The following is a 13,965-nucleotide window of genomic DNA, read 5'->3' as shown; positions in this document are numbered from 1 at the left end:
AAGAAGAGCCCTTAGGGACTCTTCCTTCATAATATCGTTAACTACATATTAACAATATCCCTGCTACTCCATCTCGATTACCAGTTCAGGTAGGTTGAGGCTAGCTTCACTGGAATTATATTTGGTATACTGGGATGAAATGTTTGCTAAAGCAAAGCTGTACTCTCCATTGCCTGTAATCGCTGCTGTCACATCATAATCAACCCAGGAATCAATTGTTACCTTCGTCTTTGTACTCAAAGGCTCCCCTATTATACTCGGGGCATTATTGTAAGTTAATCCACTTTCCAACCAGGGAATACTGGTTCCATTGTAATTGTTGGATACAGCATAGATAGAACCTCCATCTCTACTGCTTGCAACAGAATATACCCTTATCTTAGCGTTCTTCATCGTACCGCTTAATCCGGTTACATTGAACTTAAGATAGCTATGGAGCGTATATGTGCTTTTACGCACTTCCAATGTAGTTATTGAGCCGTAGTTTTTATTCGGATTTATACTGCTAACCTTTGCATCGTCGGTTGGCGTAAACTTGCTAATCTGGGGTATGGGGTCTACTGATACAGTAACACTCGCTGAACTGCTCACTCCGTTGCTGTCGGATACTGTGGTTGTTATGGTATGAGTACCGATAGTCAAATTGCTAACGTTAAATGAACTGCCATTTCCGATTAAACCATCAATCGATGAGGTCCATGTCATACTCGCACTCAGGTTCCCATCCTCCGTATCACTGGCGCTTCCGCTGAAGTTTATGGCGTCGCCACTCATATAAGAGGCTCCGTTTACAGGACCGATTATACTCACGGTTGGCGCATTGTTGTTCGTTGGTATGGATAACTCATATATTTTTCCGTCGTTTTCATTTGGATCCACATTGTTATCTACACCGCGATCAGTTACATACATAGCCACAGATGCCGGATCGGTACTGCTCGGTCCGAAGCCTATCCCCGAAAGTTTTCGGGCTGAAGCTGCAGAGATATCAATCGTTTGTTCCAAAGTACCGGCTACGGTAACCTCTGCCACAACAGTCCTCGATGCTGTGTCTGAAATGTACAAATGGCCTGTAGCTGGGCAGAAGCCAATTCCTTCTGGATCGTGTACTCCTAAAATTGTAGTGTCAAAGTTTGTCACAAGATCATCACCATATGGCGGTACACCATCGAACTGGCCATTGATACCCGGCTTAATTAGATAAACTTCTTCATTGACACCATCAACGATAAAAAGGGTGTTGGACGAAGAATCAAATGCCACTCCTTCAGGATCGTTCGAGCCAAAATATGAGGTCATAAACACTGAACGGGTGTCGTCTGAAGTGCCAAAAAAACCATCCTTGCCGGGTGCCACCTCAAATATTCTATGCCCATCGTCCTCCGAAATAAACATATGCCCGTTGGCAGGGTTATAGGCAATGCCCGTTGGTTCTTTGGTAAAAGATCTTATATTAGAAGTTCTAACGATTGTACCGCTAAGCGTGGTTTCAAATAGGTTCGCGTTTGCCCATAGATTGGTCATTTCATCCACTTCGGAATCACAAAATAAAAGCGTATTTGATGATGGTAAATATTCGATGCCGCATGGATCAGGACTCGGCGGTGTTAAACTAGAAGTGTCGATGGTATGGTACAGCACTGAACTAAACGTACTTGCAGCCATAACAACCGGTTCGTATAAGGACAACTCAATGATACGGCTACTGTCTGCCAGATAAAGACTTGTTTGCTGCGGATTATCAGTCTGATCAAAGCTTGGCGCAAAAACCAAAGCTTTCAGGTTAGTGAGTTTAAAAGTTGATAAGTTGCGGGTGGCTACAATCTCTCCGGACTGCGCTATTTCATATAGCGTCTGGTTATCTTGACTAAAAAGGTGAAGATGACCGGTTGCCGAATCAAAGGCCAGCCCATGGGGCTTTAAGATGCCAAGTTGCCGAAGATCCACCGTTGTAATAGATGCATTCTCCAACCCCTTGCTGCCTGCTGGCGTGATTTTAATTATACTCGGCCCGGACAAATCCAAAATAAATATCTGTTTTCCGGTATGATCCACGGTCATGCCCTTTGGCTTTTTCAATCTCCAAGATTGAATATTTTGCCGGGTCAGCATAGATGGCTGCAATTTGCCGTCAGTTCCCGTTGGAACCAGGACAAGGCTCTGTCCGCTTTGTTCTAAGATCAACAAGCCGCCAAAATCCTCATCATATGCGGTATTTACAGAGTCCAGTTTGGCAACCGGAATACGAACTGATCCTTCAAGTTTTTCATCCATCGTAACTGACAATAAATCAGTAAATTGTGAGAGTGATGGGTCCGATGGATTCGTGTTCATAACCTCAAATTGATTTGTTTTGGGTAGGAAGGTCAGCCCCCCTAGGTTTGGAATCCCGATATTCATTGTGTCGATTACCCTGACCTTATGAAAAAAACCACCTTGACCCTGGGGTTTTTCAGCAGCATAGGTAATGGGCGTTATCCAAGTAAGCACAATAACCATGGCAAGACATTTTGACATTGGTCTCCAGAAATGCCATTTGTGGGTTCTCATTTATTATCCTCCTTATCTTTCATTCAATTATTTTTTATATTTGCAATCTTCTTTTCCATCACTTCCATTGAAGAAGAAAATCGCCTTCATATCATAGTTATGCTATTAAACTTTGTCCTTATTATTGGTATTTGCCAGACCATACTTATTTCTTTATAAAATTAAAGATCATCTTAATATCTTTACGCTTGATTATCAACATATCTAATAACGGTGTTCTTGTTTTCAGACAAAAATATACTAAAAAGCTTATCCCACAAACTATATATGAAGCAAAAGAGGCAGCTGCAGCTCCCATTATGCCATATGATGGAATAAGGATAATATTTAAACTCACATTTAAAATTGCAGCTATACCTAAAAGAACCAGATTCACATTTTTATGACCATTCACCACATTGTATGAATAAACCATTTTGTAAAATACCATACCTAAAACTCCTGCTAATAATATCATCGTAACAAAATAGGCACCGCTAAATTCAGCTCCATATAATAGACAAATAACTGGTTTGCCAAAAAACACGGCAGCTAGAATAAAAAGAAGCATCATAAAAAATGAGATCCTGCTAATTTTGACCACTTCTTCAGCCGTTCTTCCTTTAGTAAGCTTAGATAGTAATATATCTTTAAGCGCATCCGGTATCATCCATAATTTATTTGCTAACAGTACACCCAGCGAGTAAATACCTATTTGAGCCATATCTATGTTGAAATATTGTAGAATAAGCACATCAACCTTATAATTTATTTCCATAAAAATAACTGTAACCATTGGAACAATGCCGTATTTTATATAGGGAGAAATCCCTTTCAAATTGGGACGAATAGTTTTAACTTTGATTTTTAAATTTGAAACTGCAATGATAAAGTAGACTAAATGTTTTACTATTAAGAAAGTGATACAAAGAAAATAGTTTGCTGTTGTAAAGATCATTAGAATAACAAGAAAAGCGATATCAAACAAGTCAAGTCGAATACTGGCAGTATTTCGCAATTTAGGATTTTCTATTAAGACCACATAGTTTAACTGCTTAATTCCCATCAGTAATGGGATTAGTAAAGTTACAACTTTAAGATCCGTCGGTAAATCCAAAAGAAAAATTAAGATAGCACTTATAATGATGTAGAGGAAAAACAGTCCAAAAACATAATTGATATATTCTCTATAAATATCCTGACCAGTCTTTTTTTTAAAAAAAGGATACGCCTGATATACACCAAAACAGAGAACTAAAGAAATCAATCCTGCATAATTCAAAATAACAGAAGCCTCACCCCTCAACTCCGCCCCTAAATACCGGGTATAGAGTATGGAATGGACTAACCCTGTCATTACGCCAATAATTCTGGCTAACATGGAAAAAACATATGCGTTATCTGTCAGTTTACGTATAGTTTTTTCGAAAATCATTCGTATTGGTTCCTTTGACTTAATAAGTTTAACATTCTTTGTATGTTTATTTGTATTGGTTTATCCGTTTCAAGATCAATAATCGGCCATTCTTTTTGGATGGTTTTTACTTTGTTGCGTACTGCAATAAAATTAATTTCTGTTATTCGCAATAACTTTTTCAAGTCCAAATCATTGCTAATTACATCCAATCTTCCTGTGTTTTTTTTTCTGATGTGTATCCGTTTACTGGATAATTCTATGGGTACATTGCAATTTACGATATAAATCTTGCTCTCAGCTTTTAAGATAGAAGTGAAACACCGATTAAACCTTTCACAATGTTTTAACTGATCAAATCCTAATAATGAAATTATATTTTGAATTAAACCATGATCACATAAAATGAAATTATATTCTCCGGTTTTCAAGCACCATCGATAGATCAAACTAATTCTTAATGCAGCCCAATATATAAATAATGTATTTTCTTTTTTTCTTCCTATTACTAAAAAAAATCTTATGTATTGAAGAAATAACGGCCATTCAAAACATCTAATTATGTTTTTAAATGGGTGCTCTTTAAATATATGATAAGCTTCACCGAATAGAATGACGCGATATCCCCTTCTAATTAACTCTTCCTTTAATTCTCTTGCCAATGTTGTTTTACCGCATCCTGCTAACCCATTAAATTCGATTATCTTTGTTTCCGCAGGTTGTCCCATATTAATTCTTTTATCTCCTTTATCTCTTTACCATATTCCATGGTCGAATCAATGTAATACACTTTTGAATATTCAAATGATAAACTTTTAACTATTTCATGTTTTCTTTTTACGGTATCAAAATCTTCCTCTGGTTTTCTTTTGATCGATATTTCAGGTGGTAAAATCAGTTTAAATACAAGTCCAGGAACAATTTTTTCAGCCCTGATAAGATAATTCTCTTCCACTTTGGCACAGTAAAGTATATATTTTTTTAACAATGGATTGCTAATTTTATCTACATAGTTAACTCTAATCTTAGGACCATCATTAATACCAAAATGCTTTGTTTGGGGATATCTGTCAAAGATAGCAATACCTCCGCACAGAACATATTTTTTTGCTTTGTTGAGCGATTTATATGTTCTCCTGGCAGCAGATATATGATTACTTAACGTAAGTAAAGCAGATAACACAGCTACTATTTTATAGATTTTTTTGTTTTCAATTTTTTTCTTTAAAGTTTTTTGCCATGAATAATAGTGTTCTCCACTGCCAAGATAAAACTTATTGGCATCTAACTTCCATGTTAACCATTCCAGTATTTCATCCGTCACAGTACTTTTTCCTGAACCATCCTGCCCAATAAACGCTATCATCATTCCACCAGTTTGGGGTGTCTTTTTATAGATAATTAACCTTTTAACTTTTTTTCTTAATAAATTCCTGATAGGAAGCACGATATTAAAATAATTTTTCTGCACAAGTGACGTAAATGTGCTCATCGTACAACAAGGTATCATACTTTTAGTTATATACTTGTGTAATGACAAAAAGTCTTCGGAAGTAAGGGTCTGTCTTTCAATAAATTCTTTTAACAACTTGTCACTACCATAAAATTTTTTTATTAAAATTGTTAATGGTGTTAAGTTAATTCTTTTTTTTAAATAAGTTATTTCTTTTAAAGTGCCGATGTCTAATTTAAAATTGCCTCTTTTTGCAGTGTAAATCTTCTTTAATGATGCTTTCAGGGCAATACGTGTATACAGGGTCATGATCTCCATATTTGGCTCCATGATATATACACCTGTACGATTGTCTTTAATTCTTGTGTCAAGAGCCTCCTGCGACCAAGGTAAGTTATATTCTTTCAGACCTCGATGGCCGGTTATGATTTGGTAATGTAGATGAATATGGATCAATCTGCCCGTTTGGGCATCATAGCCAATCCAATCATCTACGCCTGGATATCGAGAACCGTATTGTGGATTACACTCAATAAAATTTAAGTTCCTCAGTATGCTTTCACAGTGATTTTTGTTGTCCAAAGAAACAAGTACATCTAAATCTGTCAAACCATTTAGACCTTCTTCGAGGTGCTCATTGCTTTTCCAATGGCAATAATGTATTTTGCTGTTATTCCAGTTAAAAAAAAGCTGTTTTGATATCTCTAGCATCTTAAACCGCCCCCTTTTCCGTTTACCTTTTCTTCTTGTCTAAAAAGTAAAGTCCAGGTGAGTGCCAGGATAATTTGCGTATATATATCGATATAAGATACCATCCCATATTCATTTACAATAATGGATACCAAGATGGTGACCATGATCAATTGTAAGGGGGCAAGCCTTTTTTTAAGGCGAACAGCTTTCTCCAACATCTTGAAATATATAAAATAATAGATTGCTGTTCCAATCATCCCCAGATCAACTAACAGTTCAATATAATTATTATGAGCATAGACACCGGTTGTTCCGGCATAAGTTTTCATTGTTCCAAGCAGACTCATATAATTGTTAATACCATAACCAATCCATGGCTTCATCTTAAACCATTCCAGGCCCCACTCGATCATCTTTAACCGCATGCTCGTACTTCCATCTGTTTTACCAGTACCAATAAATCCATAGATCAGCGTCTCAAAGCGAGAACCAACCATGTCGTAGACAAAGGGAATATTCATAATCGCATAAAAGGCTACACAGACCAACCCAATTGCGAGCAGGGCATTTCTGAGGCGTTTTAAAATATTACTTTGACTGAAGATGTAATACAAAAGTAACGGAATCAGCATAAACAATATGGCTTTCCTCGATCCGGACAAAATTACAATCCCTGTATTCAAGGCCATACTGAACAGGTAAATGATTCTATATTTTTTACCTGTCAAAAATAAATAAGCACCCAGCACAACTGCGATCCCGGCACGCATCCCGATTAAATTGGAACTCATTATACTATCCAGGTTTCTGGTATCCTGAAACGCAAGAAGCCCAAAAGACATAACAACTCGCATTTCCAGAATCATTGGGGCAAAGACCATTGTATTTAATATCAAAGTAATCCTGTCAGTTTGATTTTTAATATACACAAGCAGACAATAAATTCCGATAAAATTCAGTACCAACGTCTGGTAGCGATAAGCAGCATTATCGATAGAAAGTGCCCAAGAAAAGGATAACCCTGCAAATATGCTAAAGGCTAGCATCCATTTTACATAAGTATTAAGATAGAGTTTTTGTGACTTCATAATATAGATAATGCAGGGGATAACAAGTAAGACTTTAATCAGCCTTAACAGATTATCTCCTGGGTCCAGCACTATAGAACCAAAGATGTATAAAACGATCAAAATATCCACTATTTTGATTCTATTCGATAAAATCATGTATCACATCATCCGTTCCCATTCAGTTACTATTTTACCCACTGCCAAATCTAAACTGACTTTTGTAGCATTCCTGGAAATAGCAGCTGCTTTCTCTGGGTTTTCTATGATATATTTCATTGCTTCAAACATGGCCTTCACATCTCTCACCGGAACCAATATCCCATTCTCATAGGAATTAATCATCATTCTCGCTCCGCCGCAAGGGCAGTCAGTGACAATACATGGGAGACCGATGGCCATCGCCTCGATCATAGAGTTGGAAAGGCCTTCGTAATCCGAAGAGGAAACAAACATGGTACACTCGATTACTTTTTCATGTATATCTGGAATGCTTCTGTGCACAGTAATGCAATGCCGTAAGTGTTTTTGATCAATATAGGTTTCTATTCGATTCCTTTCACTGCCGTCTCCATAAAGGGATAGCCTATATTCGGGGTACTCCTTATGAAATAATGCAAATGCATCAATCAACAGCAAGAGGTTCTTTTGCTTTTCTAAACGTCCAAAATTAACGATTTCTTTTCTTCTTTCTCCCCAGAACAATTCCGGCAGTCCTTCCATAATAGGGTTGGCAATAACAACTGTTTTCTCTTGAACCGCTTTTGGAAAGTAGGCCTTAGCACCCGGTGTCTGGCATACCAGACCGTCTGCCCATCGATATAGAAAGGATCTGAGGGGTTTAATCATTTTTTTATTATCCTGTTGGGTCGGATCATTTCTTTCGGAGATAATTATTTTATTTTTCAATCTCAAACCCGCAATGATCGTCTGCATGTTAACAAAGTATTCGAAGGCAACGATAGTAGCACCTGGGTTGTTTTTAAATACGTTTCGCAGTTGCCGAATCCTGTCCAATTTATTGATCAGTTTTTGTGTATATCTTACTTTTAAAAAGATTTGCTCAACCCATTGATTCATTGGATAGGTTTCATACCTGTTATTAAAAGCGTATACCGAAACATGATACCCTTTTCCTGCAAAGGCGTTTGCTAAAACACTGATAACGCGCCCCGCACCCCCGTTGGCTACTTCATTGCTGATAAAGATGATACGATTTGCTTTTTCCATCATTTATTTCATCACCTCCTCCAACTAACTTATAATAAATTTCTTTTAATTGCTTGGCATTTTCCTGAATATCAAAACCAGCCGCCTGGATTTGCTCTAATACACCCTCTTTTATCTTTTCTCTGTCAGGGATTTTTATGGAACGAATCTTTTCGGCCCATGCAGACGGCCCTTCTTGCAGCGGCATATAGGTAACCAAATCTGTTAATTTACATTCTTTTGTGATTACGTCAGAAATCACACAGGGCAGACAGGCAATCTGCCACTCTAACACCACGTTAGGTAAGCCTTCGAATCTAGACGGAAAGATCATAATATCCATTGCTTGCAGCATATCAGCCATATTGGATATACTCCCGGTAAAAATAACTTGTTCTTCTAATTCATACGCTTCAACCATTTTCTCTATCTGTGGACGAAGTGAACCCTCACCTATCAAATAAAGTACATAATGTTTATCTTCACAAGCCAACTCCTTGAATATCTTAATTAAATATTCATGATTTTTTTGATAATTGAAGTTGCCGGCATGCCCTATAACAACCTTACCGGTTAATTTTAATTTTGTTCGTAGCTCAATTCTTCTGTTTGGGTTATAAGCAAACTTTGAGATATCTTTGCCATTAGGGATTACTCTGAAATCTTTATTGCCAAAGAGCCATTTGCCCGCTTGAATACCACACGCAAAGCCCTGTGTATAGGACAAATTAAATAACGGCCGCAGTAACTTATTTAATCTAGGATAATTCGTACATGTATTACGACTATGGGCAATCCTTACTTTACAACCCGCCAATTTAGCAGCCCACATCTCGATAGCTAATGTGGTACTATTGCCATGAGCATGAACAATGTCATATTGATTTCTTTTTATCAAGCGGCGCAAAGCTAAAAAATACCGGAAAGTTTCCTTCATTCGTAACGGAAGCACATGTATGCCGCATCCCATCTCTCGTATAATCCTAAGCATCTCCGGATGAAAGTTCTGGCTGACTAAAGCAAAGTCAATCTTCATGTCGGAGCGTTCTGTTGCTTCCAAATAAGAAGTGATACTATTCGTGATGCCTTCAAAATCTAAACCAATGGTATTTAAAATTAAAATTTTTAACATAGTGATCATTTTTTCTTTGAAATTAAGTTGATCATTTTCTCAGTATCATCTCCAAAAAAGCTGCAACCATTGACCATCTGAGGAAACCATATTGATTGAGAACTAAGATTACACTCAATAATTACCACATTATCATCCTTATCTATCATAAAATCCCATGAGATTATACCAATTCCGGGAATACGCCCATGTAACCTTTTAGCAGCATTAATAATTTGCAAAGTTGAAGAGACGCTGTATCCTTCAAAAACAACACCTGAATCCGGATGCTTATAAAATCTATCTTGCATTTCACTGAATCCGACCTTATTTAAAATTCCATGATCTGTAAGACCAATCATAATACCTCCAGCGTGAAGATTATCAATAAACTTCCCTCCTCGTCCAATACGTAAGGCAAGCGGACCATGATGTACAGAATTATCGACAATATATGTAATAATTCGTATTGTATTAATCGATTTGTCATAAAGTCTTGCATAATCAGAATGTGCGACTAACTTTTCTTGGATGATATAATTATTATTTAATTTTATAATGATGTTTTTAACACTCTCCCCTGATAATAAATCTATACCATTTTGGATATTATGCATGGTTATACCGATACCGGAGTTAGTGTTAATGGTTGGCTTAATAACAATATTCCCCACATCTTTTAGGACCTCTAACATCTTTTCTTCAGTTATTATGTTGTGACTTCCATCATAAAGATAACCCCAGGCATTCGAGACAATTGTTTTGGGTACTTTAACCTCATCATCTTCAAATAAGATTCCTAACAAATTTTTATCACATAGCACTCTGCAAACATGTCTTTGGTTCATCACTAATTCTAATTTTGTTGTAAATAATATTTCTGGAAAGTATTTAGCATCAAATTGACCCATATAACTTTGGTATAATCTGTTCCAGGTCCTTGGTATTTTCCTGCCATATGCCTGCTTCCACATTCTATCAATTTCTTGAATCTGATGAGGTTGCAGTTGAATTTCTGAATATAGTTTTTTCTTCTTCCTTATGTTCTTCATCTCATGAATCCAGACGACCAATATCCATAATAGGCGTAAAATTAAATCCATAAATTTTTCAAACCAAATATAGAATTTCATAAATTTACTCCTATAAGTTCACTTTTGTCAGGTAATTTAATCCAACTTCCCATCTTGACATCAAATTCATAAGGCTTAATATTTGCAAATCCTGCACTACAGGTAAAGGTTATTTCACCTAAGTACAATTTATCTCGAATTATGTAAAAGTCTATCCGTGCATGTAAGAAAGGTTTTGCTAATATCTTCGTAATTTCTACCATCTCATCATAATGCTTTGGTTTGGCCTGATAATCTATTTCAGAGGGATATCCATATGAGACTCCGTTCATCTTATTCCAATCAGCATCATACATTGTCATCTTATGGTTCGTAAACCTATCCGTATGTATTGCGGTAAATTCAATACCACCGGCGCCATTGATATTATTAAAATAGTACAATTTATAATCAATAGGTAAAGTATCACCGTCTTCCGACAAGAACCTCTCAATGATAATTCTTGGTCTTACTTTTCTATAGAACCATTCTCCATAGCAAGGAAGATATTTATGTTTTAACCATTTATTTAACTTTTTTGTTGTACGTTCGATATTTAATTTATCTTTATTTCTGCAAATAATATTTAGTCCTGAGCCATGGGTTACTTTTAATACAAATTGCTTTGGAAGTTTATCGAAAGGTATTTTATTTGCATCAAAACCTTCCCATAGTAAATCAACTAGAATCTCTTTGTAACCACAATCTTCAACATACTGGCGAACAGTATATTTGTCTGCACAAATGGGAATTAAATCATTTCTATAATAAAGTTTTATCCAATTTATTTTTTCATTAAAGGTTCTAGGATTAGATAAATTGAGTTTGTAACCTTTTTTCAGAAAAAATAATAATTTTAATTCAGTTGTTGGATTTATTTTAAAAAGAATATTCATTGGTATTAATAAAATGTTTTTTAATGTTTGATTCATTTAATGTATCCTCACTTCAAGTTTTCCTGAATAAATCCGTCAATCAAATCGATAATCGCGTTTGGATTTAAATTTTCCCATTTTACCACATCAGCAGTTCCATCTTTATAAGATTTAATGGCATCATATAATTCATCTATTTCGAAGACAGCTAATATATATTTATTTTCTGCAAAAGCTTCATTGGTTTGTATTTGATGATCATCGATATGCTCCCCATACCTTGCTAATCTTGTCACGCCTATTACTTGTTTGCCTTTATTTAATGCTTGTATAAATGAACCCGTAGCTCCGTGAGAAATTACGATTTGGGCCTCATCAATCTTTGATTCAAACTCATCACGATTTAAGAAATCTTTATAGGCAAAGTGTCTTGGAATATATTTGGACGTGCCTATTTGAGCAAAAATTTCTTCATCTATCAGGCCTTGTTCGATGAGCTCGTCTAACTTTTTAAACAACCTGTCAAAAGGATAGTGCCTTGAACCCACACAAACGAAAATCAATATAGGCACCCCCCGTAAACAGCATTATCATAAAACTGCTTTTGGGACTCCCATTGTACAATGAAAAGATCTGTGTGCTTATGCATCTTAAGACCTGCTTGAGTAGGCATTTTTGCCCGGGCAAATGTCTCAATAAAGACAAATTTTTTTTTACTAACCCGAGATAAAAAATAAAAAGGATAAGCTACGATTGTCCCAGTGGTAATTACAAAGTCGGGTTTTTCTTTTATCCATATGAAAAGAACCATTAAGCTATTGGCGATCATTTTGGGGATCATAAACTTATCCTTTAAATCAGTTTGATACATCAGGTACTTAGCATCACACTCAAAAATCGTCTTCTCAGAAACATAAAAGCCATCGTATTTATCTAGCAGAGGCTGTAATCTCTTCAACTGTTCCCAATGCCCCCCTGAAGACGAGACCAAACATAATTTAGGACGTTTTACTCTTATATCTTTCATGTTCACCTAACACGCACCTTTCCTCATTAAAACCACCGGCACCGTCTTTGCTAAGATCACCATATCCAACCAAAACGTCCACCTGTCGACATACTCAGCATCCATATCCATCCACTGATTAAAGTCGACATGATTTCGCCCACTAATCTGCCAAATACAGGTAATTCCCGGCCTTACCGCTAATCTTTTTCGATGCTTCGGATCATACATATTTACTTCACTCGGAAGTGGCGGCCTTGGTCCAACCAAACTCATATCCTGCTTAAGAACGTTCCATAATTGCGGCAATTCATCTAAACTAGTCTTTCTAAGAAATTTTCCTACTGTTGTTACTCGGGGATCATTTTTAATCTTAAAAACAGGGCCGCTCATTTCGTTCTGGTCAGCAAGCTCTGCTTTTAACGCTTCCGCATTCACGACCATCGATCTGAATTTATACATCTTGAAAATGCGTCCATTAAGACCAACCCGTTCCTGAGAGAAAATGACCGGACCGTTTGAGGAAATTTTAATTGCCAGGGTTATGGCTAACATGAGTGGGCTGATCAATAATAAGATTACCAAGGTTACTCCGAAATCGAAGAATTGTTTACCCATCTCTTGCCAAGGATTTCTTGGATGACTATCGAAGGCAACCATCGAAAGCCCACCAAAATCTAAAGATCTGCTACTGGCAACTTTGGCTACCATATCATCGACCATAATCACGACATTTTTCCCCATCATATCGAGTAATGCAAGATTCTCCTCAATTCCTTCTTCAGTGACTGACGCTGTCACAACCGTCGTATCCACGATATGAAGATTCATAACTGATTCTAACTGAGAGTAAGTTCCTAAATAAGGTATCTCCAGACCATTTCTTTGGGGCGCTAAATAACCAATAATTTTATAGCCCAATTGAGGATTGTTTTTAACTTTTTCTAGATATGTTTTAGCAGCAATACCGCTTCCTAAAATTAAACTGTACTTGGTGTTATATCCCGATCGTCTCCCGTATTGCAAAATCAGCCGAATCAGGATATGAACGCTGAAGGTCAGTCCTAAAGCGATGGCTACAAAATAAAAAATAAAACGGTCACCTATGAATTTCGGATCAAATAAAATTAAAAAAGAGATTGTCAATATAAAGGAGAGAAAATGTGATTTAAATATTTTCAATAGTTCCTGTTCAAAAGACATAAAGCGTCTCGATTCATATACTCTCATTACATTAGAGTTTAAAGTCCAAAAAAGAATATAAGACAGGAAAATCAGAAAATACTTTAGCGGAATATAATCCGAATTGATAGCGAGCTTGATAATGAGGTAAAAACCAATACCTATTAGGAAAAGGTCTATCAACAATGAAATGGGCTCAATGATCCCATTTTTTTCCCTTAACATCTCCTCGCTCCTTCCACACCTCTTATTCCTAAAGATTATTCAAAATTCAAGCTGTTAATTCCAATGAATTTCCAATTTTTTTCGGCATT

The 13,965-nt window shown here is 36.4% G+C and carries 12 protein-coding genes; all 12 read right to left on the bottom strand.

What is annotated here, in order from left to right; genetic code table 11:
- Positions 1 to 63 precede the first annotated feature (63 nt).
- The 12 genes from AB3489_RS04815 to AB3489_RS04760 all read right to left on the bottom strand — a co-directional run bounded on the left by AB3489_RS04815 (position 64) and on the right by AB3489_RS04760 (position 13,876).
- A complete protein-coding gene (locus AB3489_RS04815; protein WP_368294140.1) occupies positions 64 to 2,286 on the bottom strand; it encodes a DNRLRE domain-containing protein in 2,223 nt (740 codons plus the stop codon).
- Between the two features lie 409 nt (positions 2,287 to 2,695).
- Complete coding sequence (locus tag AB3489_RS04810; RefSeq protein WP_020492669.1) at positions 2,696 to 3,964, bottom strand: polysaccharide biosynthesis C-terminal domain-containing protein; 1,269 nt, start codon at positions 3,962 to 3,964, stop codon at positions 2,696 to 2,698.
- On the bottom strand, positions 3,961 to 4,671 hold the full coding sequence (locus AB3489_RS04805) for a hypothetical protein (RefSeq protein ID WP_119774499.1): 711 nt from the start codon (positions 4,669 to 4,671) through the stop codon (positions 3,961 to 3,963). Before AB3489_RS04805 ends, AB3489_RS04810 begins: the two co-directional genes overlap by 4 nt.
- Positions 4,644 to 6,107, bottom strand: a complete 1,464-nt coding sequence (locus AB3489_RS04800) for a hypothetical protein (RefSeq protein ID WP_119774500.1) — start codon at positions 6,105 to 6,107, stop codon at positions 4,644 to 4,646. The genes AB3489_RS04805 and AB3489_RS04800 overlap by 28 nt, the downstream gene beginning before the upstream one ends.
- Positions 6,101 to 7,315, bottom strand: coding sequence for an O-antigen ligase (locus AB3489_RS04795; protein WP_020492667.1), 1,215 nt, complete (start codon positions 7,313 to 7,315; stop codon positions 6,101 to 6,103). The genes AB3489_RS04800 and AB3489_RS04795 overlap by 7 nt, the downstream gene beginning before the upstream one ends.
- Before the next feature lie 3 nt (positions 7,316 to 7,318).
- Complete coding sequence (locus AB3489_RS04790) at positions 7,319 to 8,389, bottom strand: glycosyltransferase (protein WP_119774501.1); 1,071 nt, start codon at positions 8,387 to 8,389, stop codon at positions 7,319 to 7,321.
- Entirely contained in the window at positions 8,349 to 9,497 is a 1,149-nt protein-coding gene (locus tag AB3489_RS04785; protein WP_165904924.1) for a glycosyltransferase family 1 protein, read from the bottom strand. The genes AB3489_RS04790 and AB3489_RS04785 overlap by 41 nt, the downstream gene beginning before the upstream one ends.
- 5 nt (positions 9,498 to 9,502) lie before the next feature.
- Entirely contained in the window at positions 9,503 to 10,609 is a 1,107-nt protein-coding gene (locus AB3489_RS04780) for a sugar-transfer associated ATP-grasp domain-containing protein (protein WP_020492664.1), read from the bottom strand.
- On the bottom strand, positions 10,606 to 11,520 hold the full coding sequence (locus AB3489_RS04775) for an ATP-grasp fold amidoligase family protein (RefSeq protein WP_083916803.1): 915 nt from the start codon (positions 11,518 to 11,520) through the stop codon (positions 10,606 to 10,608). The genes AB3489_RS04780 and AB3489_RS04775 overlap by 4 nt, the downstream gene beginning before the upstream one ends.
- Before the next feature lie 11 nt (positions 11,521 to 11,531).
- Positions 11,532 to 12,011, bottom strand: coding sequence for a glycosyltransferase (locus AB3489_RS04770; RefSeq protein ID WP_368294584.1), 480 nt, complete (start codon positions 12,009 to 12,011; stop codon positions 11,532 to 11,534).
- A gap of 11 nt (positions 12,012 to 12,022) precedes the next feature.
- Positions 12,023 to 12,490, bottom strand: coding sequence for a PssD/Cps14F family polysaccharide biosynthesis glycosyltransferase (gene pssD / locus AB3489_RS04765; RefSeq protein WP_034382459.1), 468 nt, complete (start codon positions 12,488 to 12,490; stop codon positions 12,023 to 12,025).
- Between the two features lie 6 nt (positions 12,491 to 12,496).
- Positions 12,497 to 13,876 carry a sugar transferase gene (locus AB3489_RS04760; protein ID WP_020492661.1) on the bottom strand — a complete coding sequence of 460 codons (1,380 nt, stop codon included), beginning with the start codon at positions 13,874 to 13,876 and terminating at the stop codon, positions 12,497 to 12,499.
- Between the last annotated feature and the right edge of the window lie 89 nt (positions 13,877 to 13,965).

This window comes from Dehalobacter sp. TBBPA1 (assembly GCF_040931655.1).
Lineage (GTDB): Bacteria > Bacillota > Desulfitobacteriia > Desulfitobacteriales > Syntrophobotulaceae > Dehalobacter > Dehalobacter restrictus.
This window is presented reverse-complemented; position numbering and strand designations above follow the sequence as displayed.